Raw genomic sequence first — 22,722 nt, forward strand, 5'->3', positions numbered from 1 at the left:
TTGCCTCTATTCCATCGGGTTGGGCAGATAACCGGTAAAGCCGGAAATCTTCCAGCGGCCCTCATGCAGGCGGCAATAGTAGAGTGTCTGCCATTTCAGCACGTCGATGCCGCCATCGGCCTTCTTCAGGCTGCCGTCGAATTTCTTGCGCACCAGCGCTGTCTCGCCTTCGATCTCGATGTCTTCCAGCGTCGTGGTGGTGAAAATGGCGGTGCGGGGGTCTTCGGCGAAGGACTGGCCGGCGAAATCGCGCGCCTGGCGCAGCCATTCGTCGCGATAGGCTGATAGCGTCGGGAAGGCGAGGCGCCATTTGTCGGGGCTGACCTCGCGGCGGCCGTCGATGCCGATGAAGCCGTCCTCGACGAAATCATCCGCGACAAGGGACCAGTCGGCGGCGAGAAAAGCATCGATATCGCGCGGGACAAGCATCTCCCAGATTGCGTGCCTGATGGTATCGTCGGCGGGGAAGGGATTTTTGAATGGATCGCGCATCGGATTGGCCCGTATTTAAATTCTTTTCATAAATTGCGATTTTGACTGGTCAAATTCTGCTTTCTATGGTCACTTGTCAACGTATTAAGAAAATAATTTGCAGGAATGGAAAATGACCATCAAGCGTTATGGCACCGTCCAGGCCGGTGCCGGCGGTAAGCCCTTGCCTTTTGCGCGCGCTGTCGAGGCCAATGGCTGGCTGCATGTCTCCGGCCAGGTTGCCATGGAGGGTGGCGAGGTCATCGACGGCGGCATCGTCGTCCAGACGCACAAGGCGATCGGCAATCTCATCGCCATCCTCCACGAGGCGGGCTATGGCGTCGAGCATGTCGTGCGCTGCGGCGTCTGGCTTGACGATCCCCGCGATTTCTGGAGCTTCAACAAGATCTATCAGGATTATTTCGGCGCCCATCCGCCGGCGCGCGCCTGCGTGCAGTCGTCGATGATGGTGGATTGCAAGGTGGAGATCGATTGCGTCGCCTATAAAGCACCGGAAGCTTGAGGCGCAGCGGGAAGGGGAGGCTTGATGGACATTTTCACGACGATGCAGGAGGAGAAGGCGCGGCTTTCGCAATCGGAAAGCCGCATCGCCGATATCGTCCTCAATGACTTCGAATTCGCGGTCAATGCCTCCATCATCGAGCTTGCCGGCAGGGCCGACGTCTCGCCGCCGACCGTCACCCGCTTCTGCCGCCGGCTCGGCTGCGAGAGCTTTTCCGATTTCAAGGTTCAGCTCGCCCGCACCGCCTATGTCGGCATGCGCTATATCAAGCCGGAGCCGAAGAGCATCGCGCCGGCCGACGTCGCCCAGGACATCATCACCAAGGCGCAGAACGCCCTGTTCCTGCTGCATCGCGGACTCGATATCCCGGCCATAGAACGGGCGGCGGACCGGCTTGCGGGCGCCGAGATGATCTATGCCTTCGGCTCCGGCGGCAATTCCTCGATGATCGCCAGCGAATTGCAGAACCGCCTGTTCCGCCTCGGCCTGCGCGTCACGGCAAGTTCCGATCACAGCATGCAGCTGATGATGACGGCCGCCGCCAAGCCGGCGGACGTGCTGATCGGCTCGTCCTTCTCCGGCCGCAATGCCGAACTGGTGCGCGCCTTCACGCTGGCGCGCGAAGCGAAATTGCCGACGATCGCCTTGACGCAGAGCAACAGCCCGGTGGCGCTGGCAGCCGATATCACCGTGCCCGTCGACTTGCCGGAAGGCGACAATATCTATCGGCCGACATCGACGCGCATCGCCTATCTCGCGGTGGTGGATATCCTTGCAAGCCTGGTCGCCTATCGCGTCCAGCCGCAGGCGACGGTGACCTTGCGCCGCATCAAACAGCAGCTCGTTGCCCACCGGGATGGCGATGACCGCCAGCTCCTCGGCGACTAGACCATAATAGAGGGCCATAACCACATGAGCAGATCCGTCGCCATCGTCACCGGAGCCGCTGGCGATATCGGCCGCGCCATCGCGCGGCGCCTCGCCGAAGACCACGATATCGTCCTGCTTGCCGATATCGATGCTTCCGCCGCCGAGGAGGCCGCACGCGCTCTGGGGCCGGCGGAACGCTTCGTCGCCCTGAAGGTCGATGTGACCAGTGAGGCCGATACTGCGAGCATGGCGAAGGTCGCGGCCGGGCTCGGCGTGGTACGAACGCTGGTCAACAATGCCGGTGCCGCCCGCGCCGTCAGCCTGCACGACACGACGCCGGAGATCTGGCGCGCCGATACCGCCCTCAATCTCGAAGCCGCCTTCCTGTGTTTCCGCGCTGTCGAGGACCTGCTGAAGGCGTCGCAGGGATCGGTGGTCAACATCGCCTCGGTCAACGGCATGGCGGTCTTCGGCCATCCGGCCTATAGCGCCGCCAAGGCGGGGCTTCTGCATTTCACCCGGCTGGTCGCGGTCGAATATGGCAAGTTCGGCATCCGCGCCAATGCGGTCGCGCCCGGCACGGTGCGCACGCAGGCCTGGGAGGCGCGCGCGGCCAGCAACCCCAATGTCTTCGAGGAGGCGCGCCGCTGGTATCCGCTGCGGCGTGTCGTCGATCCCGCCGACGTCGCCAATGCCGTCGGCTTTCTCGCAAGCCCGCTTGCCGGCGCCATCACCGGCGTTTGCCTGCCGGTCGATTGCGGCCTGACGGCCGGGCAGGCCGAGCTCGCCCACACATTCTCGCAGTCCGATCACTATTGAACGCTCGCTACCATAAAGGGAACAGACATGCAGCCGGCTTCCTATCATCTCGAACACACTTGGTCTCCCGATGGCGGGCCGAACGGGCGCCTGACCTTCACACTGATCAATCTGTCGGATGCGCCGCTCACGGGGTTTAGCCTCGTCTATACGTCGCTGACGCGCGTCATCGATACCAAGGCATGCGACAATGCCGTCTTCCTGCGCCGCAATGCCAATTTCCACGAGTTCGCCCCGCCCGCCGGCCTGTCCGTTGCGCCCGGCGGCCGCTGGACCTTCAGCGTCAGCGGTTTGCACCGCGTCGCGAAACATTGCACCGACGGCGCCAAATCCGCCTATCTGACGCTTGCAGACGGCAGCCATGTCGATGTCTCCATCACCGATCTCCTGCTCGAAGGCCGTGCCAGCGAGCCGCCGCCGGTGCTGCTGCCGGAAGGCAAGCTCGACCTGCCCTTTGCCATCCAGCCCTGGCCGGCGGCGATCGACGTCAAGCCCGGCGAAGACTTTCCGGTTGCGCTCTATCCCGCCAAGGAAACGGATGGCGCCAGCCTGAAAGCCGTTGCGGCGGCGCAGGCGCTCTTCCAGCGCCTGTTTCCCGTCAATCACACTCCGTTCAGCCTCATCGCCGTGCCACAGGGAAGGCCCCTGCGCTTCGTCGAGCGGCCCGCCCTTGCCAGGGAGGCCTACGAGCTCTCTTTCTCCTCCAGCGAGATCGTGCTCGCCTATTCCGCAGACGCCGGTCGCCTCTACGGCCTGACGACGCTGGCGCAGCTTCTGGACGGGGCGCGGCGCGAATCGGGCAAGTTCCGCTTTCCGGTCGCCGGCACGATCTCGGACCAGCCCCGCTATGGCTGGCGCGGCTGCCATCTTGACGTCTCCCGGCAATTCACGCCCAAGGACGATGTGAAGCGGCTGCTCGACATCCTCGCCTGGCTGAAGCTCAACATCTTCCATTGGCACCTGACCGACGACGAAGCCTGGCGGCTGGAGATCAAGGCCTATCCGCAGCTGACCTCGACCGGCGTGCTGCGCGGCCCGGACGAGCCCCTGCTGCCGCAGCTCGGCAATGGCGCCGAGCCGGTCGGCGGCTTCTATACGCAGGACGACATCAGGGAGATCGTCGCGCACGCCCTAGCGCTCGGCATCGAGGTGGTGCCGGAAATCGACATTCCCGGCCACAGCACCGCCGCGCTCGTCGCCCTGCCGGATCTTACCGATGGGCAGGAGGCGCCGGAAAGCTATCATTCCGTCCAGGGCTATCCCAACAATGCGCTGAACCCGGCCATCGAGCTGACCTACGAATTCCTCGGCAAGGTCTTCGACGAAATGGTCGAACTGTTTCCCTCGCAATATCTCCATATCGGCGGCGACGAGGTGGCGAACGGCTCCTGGCTTGCATCGCCGATGGCGCGCAGGCTGATGGAGCAGGAGGGCATCTCCGGCACCTTCGCGCTGCAATCCCATTTCCTGAAGCGGGTGAAGACGATGCTGACCGAGCGCGGCCGCAAGCTCTCCGGCTGGAACGAAGTCGCCCATGGCGGCGGCGTCGGCACCGAAGGCACCCTGCTGATGGCCTGGGAGAAGCCCGAGGTCGGCATCGAGCTGGCGCGCGAGGGCTATGATGTGGTGATGACGCCCGGCCAGGCCTATTACCTCGACATGGTGCAGGCCGAGGCCTGGCAGGAGCCGGGCGCGAGCTGGGCCGGCACGGTGCCGCCGGCGCATACCTATGCCTATGAGGCCGAGGGCGATTTTCCGGATGAGCTGAAGGACCGGCTGAAGGGCGTGCAAGCGTGCATCTGGCAGGAAAATTTCCTGTCGCGCGCCTATTTCAACCGCCTGGTCTTCCCGCGCCTTCCGGCGATCGCCGAAGCCGCCTGGACGCCGAAGGCGGGCAAGGACTGGCAGCGGTTCGCCGCCATCGTGCCGCTCAGCCCGAGCCTCTAGGGTAATTCCGGGAAAAGTGCATAGCGGTTTTCCGTCCGGAATTACGCAAGAACAAAGGGATGGAGCGTTTTCGCGATTCGCAGAAAAGCGGAAATGCTCCAAGGCCGCTTCTCGAAAGCCTGGTGCTGCCTGCGACATTGTGTGCAGCGCACCATACTGTCACAAAAATGATATGAGACACATAATAATAGGGTGCTTCCGATAGCAAAGTCTATGACCGAGAAGAGGAAACCCCATGAAGAAGATGATGTTGGTCGCGGCATTCGGTTTGTGTGCCTCGAGCGCGATGGCCATATCGCGCTATGATACCCAGTCCATGAGCTGCGCGGCCGTGCACGACAAGATCACCCAGGAAGGTGAGGCCGTGCTGCAGCATCCCTCCAGCACCGTCAGCAACCTGACGGTCTATGATCGCTATGTGTCGAACTCCGCGGCTTGCGTGAACCGCGGCGTTCCCTCAAAGGCATCCGTGCCCACTTCGGACGATCCGAGCTGCAAGGTGATGCTTTGCGCGCCGGCGACGGGCAAGGGGCACAACCGCAAGCGCTGAACCGCAGCCGTCCACTCTTGGTGCCCGAAACGGGCAGTCGGATGTCCCTATCCGGCTGCCTCGGCAATCACGGTCTTGACCTGCGCATATCGGTCGCGGACCGATCTCTCGATATGCAGCGTGTCGGCGGGAAAGCGCGAATAGCTGTCGAAGCTGAGATCGATGAATCGCTCCAGCGAAATCAGGCGATAATCATTCGGTATCTTGAAGAGGTAGGAGCCCTTGACCCCGAATGTTTCGGCAATTTCCGGATAGACCGGGTAGCATGCGCCCTTGAGAAGATTGTCCATGGGAACGATGCCGCCTTCGAAGGTCTCGACGCCGAGGCGTTTCATGAACGCGCGCGCAATGTCGTAGACGCAATGAATCTTCGGATGGTTCACCGAATACATGAAGGAACCGCCACGGGACCAGCTCCTGAAAGAGGAGGAAATATCCAGCCCATGCCGGGCGAAGGTGTTGATGAGATCCGTGCGTTCCTCCTCCCAGCGCGAGAGGTAGCCGCATCTTTCGAAGACGTCGCGGCGAAACAGCCTGCGGGTTTTCTCGGGGGACAGCCCGGCCTGATAGGCGGCCAGCACGATCATCGAGTGATATGAGCTCATGGGCCCCTCGAGCGGACCGCCGCTCTCCGAGAAAGCGTAGCAGACATCGGGATGATAGGCGTCGAATTCTATCGAAGGAATGATGTCGAGATTGCGCGCGGCCGTGAAATCGAAATCCATGGTCTGGAAATGCGGGTGGATGATCACCCTGAAATAATTCGGTAATGTCGCCCTGTATTTCTCGATATCATGCTTGAACGCATAGATATCGACCGCCTCGATATGGAATCTGGGATTGAGCAGGTTCAGCGAACTTGCAAGCCCGAACGTCTGGCAATTCGAAAGCAGGAGCCATGTCTCCATCAAATCCATCCTCGGCTTCTGTTTTGAACACTGTTCCTACGATGAGGCGCGATCCGTGGCGTCGGTGGAGCTCGTTTGAACAAGGACGCATGCGAAAACCATAACCAACTATGTTTTCGGGTCTTAGGCCTGTCTATATAAATAGCGCCACCTGTGGGCTATTTGCGGCGTGCGGCGGTTATGCGCAGCAATGGTGTCGCGTCTGGTCCAGCTTCGGAACAGGTTCCGCGAATCGCGCGTGGCGAAGTTCCTGGGAAACTGGAGAGGGATGGCCAATATTGTCCGGACGGCGGAACGAACCGTTTGTCGCGCGACATATATGTGGGCTGTTTGGAAAACTGCCACCGAAATTTGCCTCGCCCCCAGAAGGGGAGTTCACATGACAAAATCCGGTGAAAGAGCCAACGAAATCAACGTTGGCTAAAGGGAAATGGTGCCCAGAAGAGGACTCGAACCTCCACGCCTCGCGGCACAGGTACCTGAAACCTGCGCGTCTACCAATTCCGCCATCTGGGCGACGGACACGCATGTAAGGGGGTGGCCGTCCGGTGTCAACAGGGTTTTTGAAGTTTTCGTGTCTATCTGCAAAAAAGCGGTTGAAGCCCGGCTTACGCCCGGGCTGCCGCCCAGGCGCGAATGAGGCCAAGTCCCTGTTCCAGAAGGGCCTTTGCTTCCTGTTCTCCCGCCGCCTCGACATAGCAGCGCATCTCCGGCGCATTGCCGGAGGGGCGGAAATGAATGATGCGGCGATCGGAGAGCGTCACGCGCAGTCCGTCGATATCGCTCTTCGACGCGACACCGGCGACCGGAGCCAGGAACGTGGCGAGATTGGCGTCGGCGGCGCGCAGATAAGCCATCAGCGCGGCGCTGGTCTCGACCGGAAAATTCTCCAGCCGGTCGGCGGCGGCGAAGGGCAGGCTGTAACCGCTGGCAACGGCCGAGAGCGGCTGTTTGGTGCTCGCGGCCGCATAGAGCGTCGCAAGGATCGGCAGGAAGCTGTCGCGGGTCGGCAGCGCCCGCAGCGGCTCGCCCTCGACGATGAAGCGGCTGGCCGTCAGCGTGCCGCCATTGGCCTCGAAGCCCATGACATTGGCCTTGCCGGCTGCCACGGCTTCGTCCATGCCGGCAATCACATAGGGAGAACCGACGCGGGTGCGGATGACCGAATAGGTGCCGGCGGCCTCAATGCCGGAATTGGAGGTGACCGGCGTCACCACCACATCGGCACCGAGGAAATTCGCGGCGATCAGGCCGAGCAGGTCGCCGCGTAGCGGCTCGCCGGTTTCGTCGGCCACCAGCGGCCGGTCGCCATCGCCATCGGCGGAGACGATCGCATCGAGCCTGTGCTCAGGCGCCCAGCCCTTCAGGAGCCGGATGGTGTCGGGGGAGACGGCTTCGGTATCGACCGGAATGAAGCTTTCGGAGCGGCCGAGCGGCACGACGCGGGCGCCGTAATGGGCAAGCACGAGGCCGAGCAGGTCGCGCGCCACGGTGCTGTGCTGATAGACGCCAACGCTCAGGCCGGAGAGGCTATCGGCCGGCAGCAGGCCGGTATTGCGCTCGAAGAACAGCTCTTCGGTCCGGGCCGTGCGATTTTCCGCTTCGCCGGGCGTGTCGTCGATATCAGCATCGCCGATCGCCGCGGCCTCGGCGCTGATCGCCAGCTCGTCCTGTTTGTCGATCTCGCCATCCGGGCGATAGAATTTGATGCCGTTGCGGTCGGCCGGGATATGGGAGCCGGTGATCATCAGCGATGCCGCCTTGAGTTCCAGCCCGTAGAGCGCCAGCGCCGGGGTCGGCAGCGTGCCGCAATCGATCGGCGTGAAGCCGGCGCGCTTCAGCGCCCCGATGCAGGTTGCCGAGATCGCCGGGCTCGAATCGCGGAAATCCCGGCCGACGAGGATGAGATCGCCGGGCTGGGCATGGCCGCTCTTCAGGAGATGCCGGGCGAAGGCCGTCGCATAGAGGGCGGAGGCCCGTCCCATGAGGTCGATGGACAGGCCGCGAAGGCCACTGGTGCCGAATTTCAAGCTGCTCACGCGCAATCTCCTCGTAGTGATTGCGCTCCTTATGAAACATGCGGAGAAAAGGATCAACCGATCGATGTCGGCTGGTGTCGCGGCACTGGTTTTGCCGGGGGCAAGAGCCCATATGGGCCTGATGGGACGACGCGCCGCCAAGGGAGCGGTATGGGGTCGCCGAGACCGACGATACGGGAGCCCGCCATGACTGTTTTCGGCAAGATCGCCTGTGGCTTCGCGTTGGGCCTCGGCTTGCTATTTCTTCCGGGCGGCGGCAATGCGGCCTCGAACGGCTCCAGGATCGTCATTCCGCCGCGCGCGCCCGGATCGGTTCTCTGCGATTATCGCGGCTGTTTCGGCTTTGGGCGGGAGCAATGGTATCGGCGGCCGGGGCAGCCGATCCCCAATCCGCCGCCATCCGCCGGCGGACGGAACCGCTTCGACACTCCCGGCATCGTCATTCCGCCCCGCAACAATTATGTACCGCCGAAGACCGACTATCGCGCGCCCGTCGACAGCCGCATCCGCCGCCACCAGATATGGTGCGCGCAGCGCTACCGGACCTACAATCCCGGAACCAACCTCTACACCACGCTTCGCAACGGCTTCCAGCCCTGCCGGTCTCCCTATGATTGACGGGAGTGCCGCGCCTGCTCAGCTTTCCAGCGAGGCACGATCGGTATGCCCGAGATCGCGATCGGGATCGATGACGTCGCGCACCCGCTGCTTCAGCTCCTTCGGTCCCGGAAAGCCGCCATCGCGCTTGCGCTCCCACAGGAGTTCGCCGTCGATGCGGATCTCGAAGACACCGCCGGTGCCGGGGATCAGCGCCACTTCGCTGAGGCTGTCCGTGAAGGTCTGCAGCAGTTCCTGCGCCATCCAGCCGGAGCGCAGCAGCCAATTGCATTGCGTGCAATAGAGAATGGTGATCCGCGGCTTGTCGCTCATCGTCGGTTTCCTTGTTGCTGACTGACATCTAAAGCATGTCACGCAAAACTGTGCAGCGGTTTTGCGAGCACGACATGCTTAAAATCAAAGACCTAAAGCGCAAGACGCGAATCTGAAAGATCGCCATGCGCTTTAGGCCGGGCTTCGGCTTGCCGCAAGCGTCCAGCTCTTGCGCCGCAGGCCAGCTCATGGTCATCTTCGGCGACGTCGTTTTTGGGAGCTATGGGATGCGGGTTGCAATCGTCGAGAACATGAAGAACACGCCGCTGGGCGCTCTCGGCATCGCGCTCTCGGAAGCCGGCGCGGAGATCGAATGGTTCCGGCCGTGGGACGGCGAGGCGCTTCCGCAGGATGGATCGGCGCATGATGCCCTGGTGGTCCTCGGCGGCGAGCAGAGCGCCCGCGACGACCACACCCATCCCTATCTGCCGGAACTGGCGCGGCTGATGCGCCGCTTCGAGAGCGAGGACAAGGCCGTGCTCGGCATCTGCCTCGGCAGCCAGATCCTTGCGCGTGCCTACGACGCCGAAAATCTCCTTGGCGCTGCCCGCGAGTTTGGCTGGACAACGGTCGGCCTCACGGAGGAGGGCAAGGCCGATCCCCTCCTGTCGGGCGTCGGTGACGCCTTCACCATCTTCGAATGGCATTCCGATACGTTCACGCTGCCCGCAGGCGCCGTGCATCTCGCCACCAATGATGTCGCCCGCAACCAGGCCTACCGCATCGGCCGCGCCGCCTATGGCACGCAATTTCATTTCGAGGCCAATGCCGAGGTGGTCGATGGCTGGCGGACGGAATTTGCGGTCACGATCGAGCGCATCGCGCCCGGCTGGCTGGCGCGCTATCCCGAGATCGCGACACGGGATGCAGCGGCCGCGGAGGTGGCGGGACTGGCGATCGCGCGCGCCTGGGTGGGGACGATTCGGATCGGCGCGGCACTCCGCGAGGCGTCATAGGGACAAAGCAGGCCCGGTGTCGGCCTAAAATCCTTGAAAAACCATGCCGATTGCCGCCGGGGCCTCGGGCCGATCTATTGATTCTTCGGGGGATATCAGTAGAGTGGTCATTAGTGACTACTTTTGAGGACGCGACTATGTCCATCGTAAGTTTGAAGGATGCGAAGGCAGGCTTTTCCAATCTCGTCGACGAAGCCATCAAAGGCGAATTCGTGACGATCACCCGTCATGGCAAGCCGGTGGCGGCTATCGTTAGCATCGAAGCCGCGGAGGCGGCGAAGAAAAGCCTGAGAAAGCCACGGAAGAACCTGATCGATTTCCTGATGGAGTTTCCGGATAATATCGATTTCGAGCGCAATCCGTCGAAGTCGCGGGATGTCGATCTGTGAGAGGTTATCTGCTCGACACCAACGTGGTGTCCATGCTGCTGCCGGCGAAGAGGACAGCAACGCCCGCATTTCTTCAATGGCTGAGGGCACGCTATGGCGAGGATGCGCTTTTTCTGTCGGTGATCACTGTGCAGGAAATCGAAAAGGGTGCCGAGAAGCTGGCTTGCATAAAAGGCGGAAGCCAGCAGCGAGCCGCGTCGATCAAATCCTGGCTGGAGCAGCTCGTCGGGGAATATGGCGACCGCATACTGCCGATCGATATGATGGTCGCAAAACATGCCGGGCAGCTTGAAGGCAAGGCGCTTGCGGCTGGCCATGATCCGGGTTTGGCCGATATTCTCATTGCCGCCACGGCAAAAGCGCATGATCTTACCGTCCTGACATGGAATCTGAAAGATTTTCGCTCGATCGATGTACGGGTCCAGACGCCGGAAGACATAGTCTGATAGGGCGGTGAGGTCTGAATCGTCTGCTTTGAACCAGGTTCGGACCGTGGCGACGGAAGGTTATGATTGGAGGAAGGAACCAACATCATGGGCAAGCAGGATCTACCCTGGGAAGGCGGATGCCGGTGTGGGCGGGTGCGGTTGAAGATCAGCGCCAGGCCGATGCTGACCATGGCCTGCCATTGCACCGGCTGCCAGCGCATGACCGGCAGCGCCTATTCGCTGAGCGCCGCGATTCCGAGCGAGGGCTTCGAGGTCACGCAGGGCGAGCCGGTCATCGGCGGGCTGCATGGGAAGGTCATCCATCATTATTTCTGCCCGCATTGCATGAGCTGGATGTTCACGCGTGTTGAAGGTATGGACTGGTTCGTCAATATTCGCGCCACCATGCTCGATGACGCCGGATGGTTCACGCCCTTCATCGAGACCTGGACGAGCGAAAAGCTGCCTTGGGCGACGACGCCGGCCGAGCACAGCTATGCGGCGCTGCCGGCGGTGGAGGATTTCGAGGTGCTGACGAAAGAATATATGGGGCGGCATTGAGACCGGCCGAGCGTCGTGGGATGGCAATTGCCGCCATGTCTCCGGACGCTGTGGAGCCGCTGCCCCTTGCTGTATTGATTTGGAGCGGCCGCAAGGACCGTTCGCCTAGGTAATATTTCATCTCAATAGGTGCCCAAAGGGGGACGATAGTCATATGTCGAATGGATGGCCGGAATCTGCAGCCGCATGGATCGACGGTATCGGGGAGCGAGGCGATTTCGGGCGCGAGTTCGTGCTCGACGCTCCGATGATGGAGCGCATCTCCGGTAGATCGTTCGAGCTTGCGCTGGATGTCGGGTGCGGCGAGGGGCGCTTCTGCCGGATGCTGCGCGAAAAGGGCATAAGGACCGTCGGCATCGATCCGACCGAGGCCCTGATTGCGCAAGCCAGGCATCGCGATCCCGAAGGCGATTACCGGATCGGTCGTGCCGAGGACCTGCAGCTGCCGGACGGCGCCTTTGATCTGGTGGTGACCTATCTGTCACTCATCGATATTCCGGATTTGCCTGCGGCCATCGCCGAGATGGTTCGCGTGCTGAAACCGGGAGGCACGCTTCTGATCGCCAATCTGAACAGCTTCAGCACCGCCGGACTGCCGCAGGGCTGGCAGCGCGGCGCGGATGGCGAGACCCGTTTCCACATCGACAATTATCTGGAGGAGCGCGCCATCTGGTTCACCTGGCGCGGGGTGGGCATCCGCAACTGGCATCGGCCGCTGAGCACCTATATGGGCCTGCTGCTGAAATCCGGCCTGCTGCTGAAATATTTCGCCGAACCGGCTCCGAGCGTCGCAAATTCACCCGAGGCCGAGGAATATCGGCGCGTTCCCTATTTCCACATCATGGAATGGCAAAAGCCGGCGGCGTAGCGGCGTTTGCTACGCATGGCTTATGCTGGCGTCGAGGATGAGGTGTGGAGTTTTCAGCTCCTCACTCATCCCCCATCTTCAGCGCGGCGATGAAGGCTTCCTGCGGAATTTCGACCTTGCCGAACTGCCGCATGCGCTTCTTGCCTTCTTTCTGCTTGTCGAGCAGCTTGCGCTTGCGCGAGGCGTCGCCGCCGTAGCACTTGGCGGTCACGTCCTTGCGCAATGCCTTCACCGTCTCGCGCGCGATGATGCGCCCGCCGATGGCGGCCTGGATCGGGATCTGGAACATATGCTGCGGGATCAGGTCCTTCAGCTTCTCGCACATGACGCGGCCGCGCTTTTCGGCGGCGGAACGGTGCACGAGCATGGACAGCGCATCCACCGGCTCGGCATTGACGAGGATCGACATCTTGACGAGATCGCTCTCGCGATAGTCGGTCAGGCTGTAGTCGAAGGAGGCGTAGCCCTTGGAGATCGACTTCAGGCGGTCGTAGAAGTCGAAGACGACTTCGTTGAGCGGCAGGTCGTAGGTGATCATGGCGCGGTTGCCGACATAGGTCAGCTCGGTCTGGATGCCGCGGCGGTCCTGGCAGAGCTTCAGGATCGAGCCGAGATAATCGTCCGGCGTCAGGATGGTCGCCTTGATCCAGGGCTCGCGGAACTCGGCAATCTTGACCACGTCGGGCATGTCGGCCGGATTGTGCAGTTCGATCTCGGTGCCGTCGGTCATGGTGAGCTGATAGACGACCGAAGGAGCCGTCGCGATCAGGTCGAGGTTGAATTCGCGTTCGAGACGCTCCTGGATGATTTCCAGATGCAGGAGGCCGAGGAAGCCGCAGCGGAAGCCGAAGCCGAGGGCGGCGGACGATTCCATTTCGAAGGAGAAGCTGGCGTCGTTGAGGCGCAGCTTGCCCATGGCCGAGCGCAGGTCCTCGAAGTCGGCGGCATCGACCGGGAAGAGGCCGCAGAACACCACAGGCTGCGCCGGCTTGAAGCCCGGCAGGGCCTCGGCCGTCGGTCGCTTGTCCTCGGTGATGGTATCGCCGACGCGGGTGTCGGCCACTTCCTTGATCGAGGCGGTGATGAAGCCGATCTCGCCGGGGCCGAGGCTGTCGACGGCGACCATCTTCGGCGTGAGAACGCCGACGCGCTCGATCTGGTATTTCGCGTCCGTGCCCATCATGCGGATGGTCTGGCCCTTGGTCAGGGTGCCGTCGATGATGCGCACGAGAACCATGACGCCGAGATAGGTGTCGTACCAGCTGTCGACCAGCAGTGCCTTCAGGGGCGCCTTTTCGCCGCCCGCGCTCTTCGGCGCCGGCAGCTTATGGACGATCGCCTCCAGCACGTCGGGAATGCCGAGGCCGGTCTTGGCCGAAATCAATACGGCGTCCGACGCGTCGATGCCGATCACTTCCTCGATCTGATCCTTGATGCGGTCCGGTTCGGCCGCCGGCAGGTCGATCTTGTTGAGGACGGTGACGAGCTCGTGATTGTTGTCGATCGCCTGATAGACGTTGGCGAGCGTCTGCGCTTCCACACCCTGCGATGCGTCGACCACCAGCAGCGAGCCCTCGCAGGCCGACAGCGAGCGTGAGACTTCATAGGCGAAGTCGACGTGTCCGGGCGTGTCGATCAGGTTGAGGATATAGGTCTCGCCATTGTTCGCCTTGTAGTGCAGGCGCACGGTCTGGGCCTTGATGGTGATGCCGCGCTCGCGCTCGATCTCCATATTATCCAGCACCTGCTCCGACATCTCGCGTTCGGCAAGGCCGCCCGTCGTCTGGATCAGGCGGTCGGCCAGCGTCGATTTGCCGTGGTCGATATGCGCCACGATCGAGAAGTTGCGGATATGCGAAAGCGGAGTGGAGGAATTGGTGCTCATGCGCGCCATATAGCAGCGCCGCCCCGCGCCGCAAAGCGGAAAAAGCAGGGTTTTGTTAGGCTCTATTCGTATCAGCAGGGTTGTCCAAGTGAACCATTCGGGCGCTCAGGTATCTGTGAAGCTTGGGCCGGTCTGAAAAGGCGGTAGCTTTCTCAAAATCGCCTTGAAGGTCGCAACTGAATAGTCGAGCTGCAAGGGAAGGCCGAGATCGGCAACTCTTCGGAGGGTTGGCTCAAAGTAATCGATGCTCTCGATAAATTCCCGCTCGCTGACATCCGTCCCAAGAGAAACAATGGCTCCTGCGCGTTGAATTTGAGAGGCTTTGCGTTCGATTTTCATCGCCTTAACGGCGCCGCGGATAAGTTTTTCGAACACTCGATCATCGATATGCTCGGCATAATCTTGGAACGACTTCTTGTCGTTTCGATATAACAACCGAAGCGCAGTGGGGCCAACTTTTTGCGCAAACAACTGCGTGTAGAGCATGCGTAATGATGGATCGGTTTCGGTATAGACACTTCTCAGGATGGCTTCCCTATTCTCGATAAAAAATGGTTTTACCATTACTGGTGGGATGCAAAGCTTTCGTATTTCCTTATCGCTGTGGCCTAGATAAAGCAGAAGCATTTTTTTGACGATCGGATCTGCCGCGAACACACTTCCTAATATATCTAAAACGCCCCTTAGTGATCGTCGAGTGAGGGATCTGTCTGACAATTGAATAAGAAGAAATTCTTTGTATTCTTCTGATGATTTAAATGTGCCCATTATGCCGTAAAGTATTTGATTTTTATATGTTTGATCTTTTACGGATGCGTACAAATATTTGGCAATTCTGGCAGATGCCTCAAAGTTCTTTGAGTTTTTTCGCAGGTTTTCGCCCACCCAAAGTGCGCCCGTAGTCCAGTATTCTTTCTGAAGGCGCTTATACAGTGAGTAATGATCCTCATGCATACTGAAATATTCTCGCTTTTCCTTTTCTACAGCGAGGATAGAGCCGGCAACGTTGGCATCTGTGAGAACTGTCGTTTCATCGAGGCGAACGTTGATTCCATAGCATCCTGCGAGATTTGCGCCGGTAAAATTGAAACCACGCAGATCCGAATTCGAAAAGTCAACATGACTTAAATCGGCTTCGATGAAATCTGAGGTTTTCGACAAAAGCGACAACTCGACCAATTTAGTGAAATTGGTTCCCTCAAAGGCCGCAATTGTAGAAAGCCTTTCCTTTCCTTCATCTGATATTTCTAATGATATACTAAACATCCGGATTAAAGCTTCTGACTATTGACAGTTCAATATAAGAATTCCGATCAAGACCTTCCTTGCCTCCCTCCATCAGCTTTCCTAATAGAATCTTGGAAATCTTCTCCTTGTTTTTATTCTCACCATTAATAAGAGAAAATCGTGACTTTTGTTCATCTTGCGAGGTAAGAACGATGTCATGCTTATGTGCATAGAGGTAAGCCTGCACTCCTGTCTGATTTGCTCCCTCTTTCGGCCTGATCACGCAAAGTGCGTTTTCCTTCGTGAGATATTTTGCTGAAAGTGGCACCTGTTTTTCGTGGGAGGATATCTCCCATTTTCCATTCGGCTTAGCGGTCACGTGCTTGGTGATAGTTGTTTGTGACGTCTCACTCTTTAATGTTGACGTGTGGGAGGCTTCCGCTCCAACGGAGACATTCAAAGTTGGAGTCGGATTTATCTTACCAGTGTCGAGGGTAAAGCCACCGCCAACTTTGGCTTTTGTACTCGTATCCGACTGAATAGCGGTCTTAGTCACTAAGTCAGGTGGAACGCTGTCCCCGTACCGTTCACCTAGCGCAATATCTGTTCCCAGACATTCCAATTGCAGAGTGATTCGATGAAATCCGACTAACACACGTCGATCTTCCAGGTTAAGCTCGTAGCTGCTGGTATATAGCTCAAGCTTAAACTCAGTTTCCGTCGAGAAATTACTATCAGTAACCGTATTATCGATCCGAAGTTCGGCGATATCTGGCCAGTTATTTTTCACATCCCAAGCCATGCGAATCCCTCATTATAGAAAGACAGTAAATCACGCAGTGATAATGGTAAGCAATGTGATTCCATATGCGGCTTGGAAAAAGTGGCTGCTCTCAGGAGGATCGCTAGAACCTCAAATACTGTACGTCGCTGGCATTCACATCTATCAAAATTGTTATTTGGCTTGATTCCATCATTCGATCGTATATTTCTCTTATAATAGAATTATGGTGACGATGATGGATAATGATCTCGAAAGCGCGATTGGCGCGCGCATCAAGCGGCTGCGAATGGAGCGTGGCCTGACACTGGACGAGCTGGCGAGCGCTTCGGCCGTCAGCCGGGCGATGATCTCGCGCATCGAGCGCGCCGAGGCGAGCCCCACGGCGTCGCTGCTTGCCCGGCTTTGTGCGGCACTCGGCCTGTCGCTTTCGACCTTTTTCGCCGAGGAGGAAGAACTTGTGTCGCCCTTGGCCCGGCGCGATGACCAGCCGGTCTGGCGCGATCCGGAGACCGGATACGTCCGCCGCGCGGTCTCGCCGGCGGGCATGCAATCGCCCGTCGATCTGGTCGAGGTCAGCTTTCCCGCCGGCGCGCGCGTCAGCTTTCCACCGAATACCGCCAGCCGCGGCATGAGCCAGCACGTCTGGCTGTTCGAAGGCGAAATGGAGATGACGGTCGGCGACACCGTGTATCGCCTGCTGCCCGGCGATTGCCTGTTCATGGGCATCGGCGACGGCCACGTGTTTCACAATCCAGGCGACCAGCCGGCGCGCTACTGCGTCGTGCTGGATCGCCCCCGCTCATAATTTGCCGGTCATCGTTCCAGGGATATTGTCATGATCGATATTCATCTTCTTTCCGCCGCCGAAGCCCGCGCCGTTTCCGCCGATCTCTGCGAGGTGCTGGCCGATTGCGTCAATGGCGGCGCTTCCGTCGGCTTCATGCAGCCTTACGGAACGGCTGATGCCTTGCCCTACTGGCAGGGCGTGGCTGACAGCGTCGAAACCGGCGCGACGCTGCTGCTCGTCGCCGTCATCGAGGCCAAGGTGGTCGGCACGGTGCAGGTCGGCGCCGCGCAGATGCCGAACCAGCCGCATCGCGGCGATTTGAAGAAGTTGCTGGTGCATCGGTCTGCTCGCGGCAAGGGCCTTGCCCGCCTGCTGATGGAAGCGGCCGAGCGCGAGGCGGCCAGGCGCGGCAAGACCCTGCTGGTGCTCGATACCGCGACCGGCAGCGACGCCGAAGCTATCTATCCCCGCCTCGGCTGGGAACGCGTCGGCGTTATCCCAGACTACGCCATGTGGCCGCAGGGTGGGCTCTGCGACACGACCGTCTTCTACAAGCGCATAGCTGCGTAAGTTTCAGAGCGAGAATGCGGCAAGAGCGTCTTCCAGCTTGGAGCCCGGCGCCCAATGCATCGCCTTCCAGCCGAATTGCCGCGCCGCTTCGATGTTGGCGGGGTAATCGTCGATGAAGGCGATCTCGCTGGCCTCGATACCGACCCGCTCGGTCGCCAGCCGGAAGAATTCCGGCGCCGGCTTCTGGTATCCGAGCATGGCGGAATAGAAGATCCCGTCGAAATAGGAGGAGAGCCCGAGATTCTCCATCAGATAGGCGGCGCGGCGATGCTCCTGATTGGTCGCAAGGAACATCGGGATGCCCTTGGCTCGCAGGGAGGCGAGATCGGCGAGAAGGGTGCGGTCGAGGCGGGAATCATTCTCGAACCAGTAATCGATCAGCGTCGCGGCGCTGAGGCCGGGTGCGATCTTCGTCAGGACGCTGGCGAGCCTCGGTTCCAGATGGTCACGGCCGGTGACCACATCCTGCCAGTGATCTTTCCTGAAGAATTCCTCCTGGAACAGGTCGCTCCTGAGCCCGAGATCGCGCTCCAGATAGGTGCAGTAATGCAGGCCATCGCCGGGTCTGCCGTGAACCAGTACGCCGTCGACATCGACCATCAGGACTTTCATGCTGCGCGAATCTCCCAATTGATGGAAAGGCGGGTGGAAGGTGCTGCCCTTTCCTGTCGCGTTCAAGGGTGCGCGACGCCCTTTTTTCCCGGCCGCGATCCATGTAAGCCTTGGGATCATCCAATGAAATTCGCAGGCGAGGGGGCCAGTCATGCGCGTCATTTATTCGGAAGATCACAAGCTGAGAGACGCCAAGACCGAGCTGCATGACGGCCAGCTCGTGACGCCCTTCGAAGCGCCGTTCCGCGCCGAATGGATTCTTTCGGCGGTGAAGGAAGCAGGCTTCATCGATGTCATCGCGCCGGACGCGCATGGGCTGGAGACGGCGCGCAAGGTGCATGATCCCGCCTATCTCGATTTCCTGGGCATGGTCTGGGACCGTTGGGTCGCGGCCGGCTACAAGGGCGAGGCGATCGCCAATTCCTTCCCGGTGCGGCGCACCAGCCAGCGCGTGCCGGACAATATCGTCGGCATGATCGGCCACTATGCCAATGCCGCCGACACCTCGATCAGCAAGGGCTCCTATGAGGCGGCCGTCGCCTCGATGCGCTGTGCGCTGACCGGCGCCGACTGGCTCCATGCCGGCCATCGCTTCGCCTTCGCGCTTTGCCGCCCGCCCGGCCATCACGCCGGCTTCGATCTCTTTGGCGGCTATTGCTTCATCAACAATGCGGCGGTGGCAGCACAGTGCCTCCTCGATCACGGCGCCAAGAAGGTGGCCGTGCTCGACGTCGATTTCCATCACGGCAACGGCACGCAGGACATCTTCTATAAGCGCGGCGATGTCTTCACCGCCTCGCTGCATGGCGACCCCATCCACGCCTTTCCCTATTTCCTCGGCCATGCCGACGAGGAGGGCGACGGCGACGGGCAGGGCGCCAACCGCAACTATCCGATGCCGCGCGGCACGCTCTGGGCGCAATGGTCGGCGGCGCTGGACGACGCCCTTGCCCGCATCAGGGGCTTCGGCGCGGAAGCAATCGTCCTGTCTCTCGGCGTCGATACCTTCGAGCGCGATCCGATCTCCTTCTTCAAGCTGACCTCCGAGGATTTCATCCGCATCGGCGAGCGCGTCGCCGGTGCCGGCCTGCCGGTTCTCACCTGCATGGAAGGCGGCTATGGCGTGCCGGAGATCGGCCTCAATGTCGCCAACGTGCTGAAAGGGCTCGAAGGCTGATCCGCGCACTTCGCATCAACGCGCCTGATCCAAACGATGAAAAGTTTGAATTTGCGTCGTTGCCGCCCGCCCTCTAGAAGCCGGATGGAAGAGGAGCGGCCATGGACCAGAAGATGATCGAGAGCGGCACGGACGGCGGCGCGGTGCTGATGCCGCATCCGGATGTGCCGGCATCGTCGGGCGGCGTTGCCGCCGGTGTCGTCATGTGCCTGCTGTCGATGTGCTGCATCCAGTTCGGTGCGGCCCTGTCGTCCTCTGCCATTGCCACCTATGGGCCGGCCGGTGCGACATGGCTGCGGCTGGGTTTCGCCGCCGTCCTGCTCGCCATCATCGTCCGGCCGAAGGTCATGCGCTACAACCGCGCCCAATGGCTCGGCGCGCTGACGCTCGGCACCGTGTCGGCGCTGATGACGCTCTCCTTCTTTTCGGCGATCGAGCGCATCCCCCTGGGCCTCGCCGTCGCCATCGATTTCCTCGGGCCGCTGCTGGTGGCGACCCTTGGTTTCGGCCTGAGCCGCCAGCTTGCCTGGCCGCTGCTCGCCGGGCTCGGCGTGCTTTTCCTCGCCTATGACGGCGAGGGGTGGGTCGGCAATCTTCCGGGCATTTTGTTCGCCTGTGGCGCCGGCGCCGGCTGGGCCTGCTATATCCTGCTGACCAAGAAGGTCGGCAGCGTTTTCGATGGCTTCGAGGGGCTTTCCATGTCGCTCATCGTTGCCGCCGTCGTCGCGACCCCCTTCGGCTTCGCATCCGCCGCGCCGCATCTGACCGGTTACGGCCTGCTCGAAATGGCGGGTCTGGCGTTGCTCGTGCCGCTTCTGCCCTATGCGCTGGAAATGGTCGCGCTCCGGCGCATGCCGACATCCTCCTTCGGCATCCTCATGAGCCTGGAGCCGGCCATCGGCGCCTTGGCCGGTTTCGTCATCTTGACGCAGCCGCTGACGCTCTCGCAGATGTTCGGCACGGCGCTGGTCGTGGCGGCCAGCATTGGGGCGACGGTGTTTGTTGCGAAGAGTTGAGGTTTAGACCGGCTTCTTCGCCGGATCATCCATCGCCGGATTGTAGAACAGCGACAAGGTCAGGCTCCTGGCGATGCGCTCCGCCGTTGCCATGAACCAGGCCTTGGCCTCGTCGCTGGGGGCGATATCGTCCAGCGTCTGCGAAAACAGCGCCAGCCATTCCGGAAAGAGGTCGGGGGCGATGCCCTCGACGCCGAGATGTGCCTGCACCGGCTTGCCGCCATAGGCGCCATTCTTGAAGGCGACGGACGACCAGAAGCGCTTCATCTTTTCCATATGATCAGGCCAGCGCCCGGCAAGCCGGCCGTCGAAGACCGGGCCAAGCCGGGGGTGCGCCTGGATGCGGCCATAGAAGGTGTCGACCAGCCGGTGGATGAAGGCGGCGTCGACGCCCATGCGCGCCATCTCCGCCTCGGCTTTTTCGCGAATGCCGGCCAGATGGGCGGCGCGGCCCTGTAGGTCATTGTCCATGTCGTGCTCCTGGCGGCCGGCGCGAGATCCGCATGCCGGCAGCTTTCGTTCGCCCCTATGTATGCGATTTTTCGGCGCAACCAAGCTGTCATGCCGCCATTGCGGCAATCTGTCAGAATTCACGGGTTCGGACGTCGTTGGCGCGCACGGCTCCCATGCCTTTTGCCCCATGCCTGTATGCTACAGGATCGCCTTTGCGCTTGACCCGCACATCCCACATCTTTAGAATTAGAATAATTCTAAAGAATGGAGATTTTGATGCTGCTTGGTTTTTTCCGCTCGCCGAAGCGTTCCTTTGATTCTTTGTCCGAACAGGAAATTCTCGCCGTCGCCATTGCCGCCGAGGAGGATGATGCCCGCATCTTTCTAGCCTACGCCGATATTCTTCGCGACCAGTATCCCGACTCCGCCAAGGTCTTCGAGGACATGGCCGAGGTGGAGGACACCCATCGCAAGACGCTGATCGACATGCACCGCCGGCGGTTCGGCGAGCGCATCCCGCTGATCCGGCGCGAGCATGTCAGCGGCTTCTATGACCGCAAGCCCGATTGGCTGCGCAGGAACCTGTCGCTCGATGCCATCCGCCAGGAAGCGGAGGCGATGGAGCAGCAGGCCTATAATTTCTATGTCGAGGCGGCCAAGAGGGTTTCCGACGCCTCCACCCGCCAGCTCCTCGGCGACCTCGCGCTTGCCGAGCAGGGTCATGAGGATGTCGCCCGCATGCTCGGAGACAGGCACACGCCGGAAACCGTCAAGCAGGAAGAGGATGCGCATGCGCGCCGCCAGTTCGTGCTCACCTATGTGCAGCCGGGCCTCGCCGGCCTGATGGACGGCTCGGTCTCGACGCTGGCACCGATCTTTGCGGCTGCCTTTGCCACGCAGCACACATGGCAGACCTTCCTCGTCGGCCTGTCGGCCTCGGTTGGCGCTGGCATTTCCATGGGCTTCACCGAAGCCGCCCATGACGACGGCAAGATTTCCGGCCGCGGCTCGCCGATCAAGCGCGGCCTTGCCTGCGGCATCATGACGGCGCTGGGCGGCCTTGGCCACGCGCTTCCCTATCTCATCCCGCATTTCTGGACGGCGACCCTCATTGCCGCCATCGTCGTCTTCTTCGAGCTCTGGGCGATCGCCTTCATCCAGAACAAATATATGGAGACGCCCTTCCTGCGTGCTGCCTTCCAGGTGGTGGTCGGCGGCTCGCTGGTGCTGGCGGCGGGCATATTGATCGGAAATGCTTAGTCTGCGGTCTTTCCGAGATGCGATAAAACAAGAAGGCCGGCGATTTTGCCGGCCTTCTTGTTTGTATTCGATCCGAAAGCTTACTTGACCGCGCCGACCAGAACGTCGTTGCCGTTGTCGATGGTCACCCAGCGGCCGGCATTGTAGCTCGCCTGGCGCTTCAGGTAGGAATAGGGGGTCTTGTACCAGACCTTCACCTCGTCATCGAGGTTGTCGAGGATAAAGTCGCCCTGCTTGGTGCGCAGCGTCAGCACGGCATGGCCCTCGCCATCGGGCTTGCGGACGACGGTCATCAGCAGGTTGGCGGCGGAGATGCCTCTCTGCATCAGGATCTTGCGCTTCAGCAGCGCGAAATCCTCGCAGTCGCCGGCCGTCTTCGGATATTCCCAATATTCTTCCTGGCCGTAGACTTCCATGTCGGTCGCCGGCGTAATGGTCTTGTTGACGTGCAGGTTCACCTGGTTGACGAGCGCCCAGGCATTCGCATCCATGTCGACGGGGCCGGCATTGCGGATCGGGCCGCACTCGTCGCTGTGGCGCTCGCAGAATTCATAATGCCCGATGGGCTGCGACGTAACGCTACCGATGGTCATCGATGCGGTCTTCTGCGGGGCCGGCATGGCCGACGACGACATGGCAACTATAGCCGCGAAGGCAACGAATACGCCCTTGATACGCACGCCCACTATCCT

The 22,722-nt window shown here is 60.8% G+C and carries 26 protein-coding genes and 1 tRNA gene; 16 read left to right on the plus strand and 11 right to left on the minus strand.

All coding sequences use genetic code 11. From position 1 onward, the window contains the following. Positions 1 to 6 precede the first annotated feature (6 nt). Positions 7 to 492 (minus strand): hypothetical protein, encoded by a 486-nt coding sequence (locus FHX11_RS24915; RefSeq protein ID WP_184362446.1) that lies wholly within the window; start codon positions 490 to 492, stop codon positions 7 to 9. A 112-nt stretch (positions 493 to 604) separates the two neighbouring features. On the opposite strand from FHX11_RS24915, the gene FHX11_RS24920 reads away from it, so the two are divergent. The 5 genes from FHX11_RS24920 (at position 605) to FHX11_RS24940 (ending at position 5,180) form a co-directional block, all read left to right on the plus strand. Beyond that, the gene (locus tag FHX11_RS24920; protein ID WP_184362448.1) at positions 605 to 994 is read left to right on the plus strand and encodes a RidA family protein; all 390 of its coding nucleotides are present in this window, start codon (positions 605 to 607) and stop codon (positions 992 to 994) included. Positions 995 to 1,018: 24 nt separating this feature from the next. Beyond that, positions 1,019 to 1,882 (plus strand): MurR/RpiR family transcriptional regulator, encoded by an 864-nt coding sequence (locus FHX11_RS24925; protein WP_184362450.1) that lies wholly within the window; start codon positions 1,019 to 1,021, stop codon positions 1,880 to 1,882. A gap of 24 nt (positions 1,883 to 1,906) precedes the next feature. After that, positions 1,907 to 2,683 (plus strand): SDR family oxidoreductase, encoded by a 777-nt coding sequence (locus FHX11_RS24930; RefSeq protein WP_184362452.1) that lies wholly within the window; start codon positions 1,907 to 1,909, stop codon positions 2,681 to 2,683. 27 nt (positions 2,684 to 2,710) lie between these two features. Further along, entirely contained in the window at positions 2,711 to 4,630 is a 1,920-nt protein-coding gene (locus tag FHX11_RS24935) for a beta-N-acetylhexosaminidase (RefSeq protein WP_184362455.1), read from the plus strand. Positions 4,631 to 4,865: 235 nt separating this feature from the next. Further along, positions 4,866 to 5,180: a hypothetical protein gene (locus FHX11_RS24940; RefSeq protein WP_184362458.1), complete on the plus strand. Its 315-nt coding sequence runs from the start codon at positions 4,866 to 4,868 to the stop codon at positions 5,178 to 5,180. Between the two features lie 47 nt (positions 5,181 to 5,227). Here FHX11_RS24940 and FHX11_RS24945 read toward each other — a convergent pair whose 3' ends face one another. The 3 genes from FHX11_RS24945 to FHX11_RS24955 form a co-directional block, all read right to left on the minus strand. Continuing rightward, the gene (locus tag FHX11_RS24945; protein WP_184362461.1) at positions 5,228 to 6,088 is read right to left on the minus strand and encodes a WcbI family polysaccharide biosynthesis putative acetyltransferase; all 861 of its coding nucleotides are present in this window, start codon (positions 6,086 to 6,088) and stop codon (positions 5,228 to 5,230) included. A gap of 431 nt (positions 6,089 to 6,519) precedes the next feature. Further along, positions 6,520 to 6,604: transfer RNA gene (locus tag FHX11_RS24950), tRNA-Leu, on the minus strand. A gap of 92 nt (positions 6,605 to 6,696) precedes the next feature. After that, positions 6,697 to 8,118, minus strand: coding sequence for a phosphomannomutase (locus tag FHX11_RS24955; RefSeq protein ID WP_184363062.1), 1,422 nt, complete (start codon positions 8,116 to 8,118; stop codon positions 6,697 to 6,699). Positions 8,119 to 8,313: 195 nt separating this feature from the next. Between FHX11_RS24955 and FHX11_RS24960 the strand changes: the two genes are divergently transcribed. Continuing rightward, a complete protein-coding gene (locus FHX11_RS24960; RefSeq protein WP_184362463.1) occupies positions 8,314 to 8,745 on the plus strand; it encodes a BA14K family protein in 432 nt (143 codons plus the stop codon). Between the two features lie 18 nt (positions 8,746 to 8,763). Here the strand turns inward: FHX11_RS24960 and FHX11_RS24965 are convergent, their stop codons facing one another. Next, complete coding sequence (locus FHX11_RS24965) at positions 8,764 to 9,057, minus strand: SelT/SelW/SelH family protein (protein WP_184362466.1); 294 nt, start codon at positions 9,055 to 9,057, stop codon at positions 8,764 to 8,766. A gap of 227 nt (positions 9,058 to 9,284) precedes the next feature. Between FHX11_RS24965 and FHX11_RS24970 the strand changes: the two genes are divergently transcribed. The 5 genes from FHX11_RS24970 (at position 9,285) to FHX11_RS24990 (ending at position 12,259) form a co-directional block, all read left to right on the plus strand. Then, a complete protein-coding gene (locus tag FHX11_RS24970) occupies positions 9,285 to 10,013 on the plus strand; it encodes a type 1 glutamine amidotransferase (protein ID WP_184362469.1) in 729 nt (242 codons plus the stop codon). 137 nt (positions 10,014 to 10,150) lie between these two features. Continuing rightward, a complete protein-coding gene (locus FHX11_RS24975) occupies positions 10,151 to 10,402 on the plus strand; it encodes a type II toxin-antitoxin system Phd/YefM family antitoxin (protein WP_184362471.1) in 252 nt (83 codons plus the stop codon). Beyond that, positions 10,399 to 10,848: a type II toxin-antitoxin system VapC family toxin gene (locus tag FHX11_RS24980; RefSeq protein WP_184362474.1), complete on the plus strand. Its 450-nt coding sequence runs from the start codon at positions 10,399 to 10,401 to the stop codon at positions 10,846 to 10,848. Before FHX11_RS24975 ends, FHX11_RS24980 begins: the two co-directional genes overlap by 4 nt. A gap of 87 nt (positions 10,849 to 10,935) precedes the next feature. Continuing rightward, positions 10,936 to 11,391: a GFA family protein gene (locus FHX11_RS24985; protein WP_184362476.1), complete on the plus strand. Its 456-nt coding sequence runs from the start codon at positions 10,936 to 10,938 to the stop codon at positions 11,389 to 11,391. Between the two features lie 154 nt (positions 11,392 to 11,545). After that, a complete protein-coding gene (locus FHX11_RS24990; RefSeq protein WP_184362479.1) occupies positions 11,546 to 12,259 on the plus strand; it encodes a class I SAM-dependent methyltransferase in 714 nt (237 codons plus the stop codon). Positions 12,260 to 12,320: 61 nt separating this feature from the next. Here FHX11_RS24990 and lepA read toward each other — a convergent pair whose 3' ends face one another. The 3 genes from lepA to FHX11_RS25005 form a co-directional block, all read right to left on the minus strand. Beyond that, positions 12,321 to 14,153, minus strand: a complete 1,833-nt coding sequence (lepA, locus tag FHX11_RS24995; RefSeq protein WP_184362483.1) for a translation elongation factor 4 — start codon at positions 14,151 to 14,153, stop codon at positions 12,321 to 12,323. Positions 14,154 to 14,249: 96 nt separating this feature from the next. Continuing rightward, positions 14,250 to 15,410 (minus strand): pentapeptide repeat-containing protein, encoded by a 1,161-nt coding sequence (locus FHX11_RS25000; protein WP_184362486.1) that lies wholly within the window; start codon positions 15,408 to 15,410, stop codon positions 14,250 to 14,252. Beyond that, positions 15,403 to 16,173 carry a hypothetical protein gene (locus FHX11_RS25005; RefSeq protein WP_184362489.1) on the minus strand — a complete coding sequence of 257 codons (771 nt, stop codon included), beginning with the start codon at positions 16,171 to 16,173 and terminating at the stop codon, positions 15,403 to 15,405. The genes FHX11_RS25000 and FHX11_RS25005 overlap by 8 nt, the downstream gene beginning before the upstream one ends. Positions 16,174 to 16,390: 217 nt before the next feature. Between FHX11_RS25005 and FHX11_RS25010 the strand changes: the two genes are divergently transcribed. Both FHX11_RS25010 and FHX11_RS25015 read left to right on the plus strand, forming a co-directional pair. After that, positions 16,391 to 16,960, plus strand: a complete 570-nt coding sequence (locus FHX11_RS25010) for a helix-turn-helix domain-containing protein (protein ID WP_184363064.1) — start codon at positions 16,391 to 16,393, stop codon at positions 16,958 to 16,960. 30 nt (positions 16,961 to 16,990) lie between these two features. Continuing rightward, a complete protein-coding gene (locus FHX11_RS25015; RefSeq protein ID WP_184362492.1) occupies positions 16,991 to 17,512 on the plus strand; it encodes a GNAT family N-acetyltransferase in 522 nt (173 codons plus the stop codon). 3 nt (positions 17,513 to 17,515) lie between these two features. On the opposite strand, the gene FHX11_RS25020 is transcribed toward FHX11_RS25015, so the two are convergent. Then, on the minus strand, positions 17,516 to 18,124 hold the full coding sequence (locus tag FHX11_RS25020; RefSeq protein WP_184362495.1) for an HAD-IA family hydrolase: 609 nt from the start codon (positions 18,122 to 18,124) through the stop codon (positions 17,516 to 17,518). A gap of 151 nt (positions 18,125 to 18,275) precedes the next feature. Between FHX11_RS25020 and FHX11_RS25025 the strand changes: the two genes are divergently transcribed. Next, complete coding sequence (locus FHX11_RS25025; protein WP_184362497.1) at positions 18,276 to 19,301, plus strand: histone deacetylase family protein; 1,026 nt, start codon at positions 18,276 to 18,278, stop codon at positions 19,299 to 19,301. 101 nt (positions 19,302 to 19,402) lie between these two features. Next, the gene (locus FHX11_RS25030; RefSeq protein ID WP_184362498.1) at positions 19,403 to 20,317 is read left to right on the plus strand and encodes an EamA family transporter; all 915 of its coding nucleotides are present in this window, start codon (positions 19,403 to 19,405) and stop codon (positions 20,315 to 20,317) included. A gap of 3 nt (positions 20,318 to 20,320) precedes the next feature. Here the strand turns inward: FHX11_RS25030 and FHX11_RS25035 are convergent, their stop codons facing one another. Then, positions 20,321 to 20,788, minus strand: a complete 468-nt coding sequence (locus FHX11_RS25035; RefSeq protein ID WP_184362500.1) for a truncated hemoglobin — start codon at positions 20,786 to 20,788, stop codon at positions 20,321 to 20,323. Between the two features lie 258 nt (positions 20,789 to 21,046). Between FHX11_RS25035 and mbfA the strand changes: the two genes are divergently transcribed. Then, complete coding sequence (mbfA, locus tag FHX11_RS25040; protein ID WP_184362502.1) at positions 21,047 to 22,030, plus strand: iron exporter MbfA; 984 nt, start codon at positions 21,047 to 21,049, stop codon at positions 22,028 to 22,030. Between the two features lie 80 nt (positions 22,031 to 22,110). Here mbfA and FHX11_RS25045 read toward each other — a convergent pair whose 3' ends face one another. Beyond that, positions 22,111 to 22,710, minus strand: coding sequence for a transglutaminase-like cysteine peptidase (locus FHX11_RS25045; RefSeq protein ID WP_184362504.1), 600 nt, complete (start codon positions 22,708 to 22,710; stop codon positions 22,111 to 22,113). Between the last annotated feature and the right edge of the window lie 12 nt (positions 22,711 to 22,722).

The sequence above is a fragment of the Rhizobium sp. BK602 genome (genome assembly GCF_014195095.1).
In the GTDB taxonomy this organism is placed as follows: Bacteria; Pseudomonadota; Alphaproteobacteria; order Rhizobiales; family Rhizobiaceae; genus Rhizobium.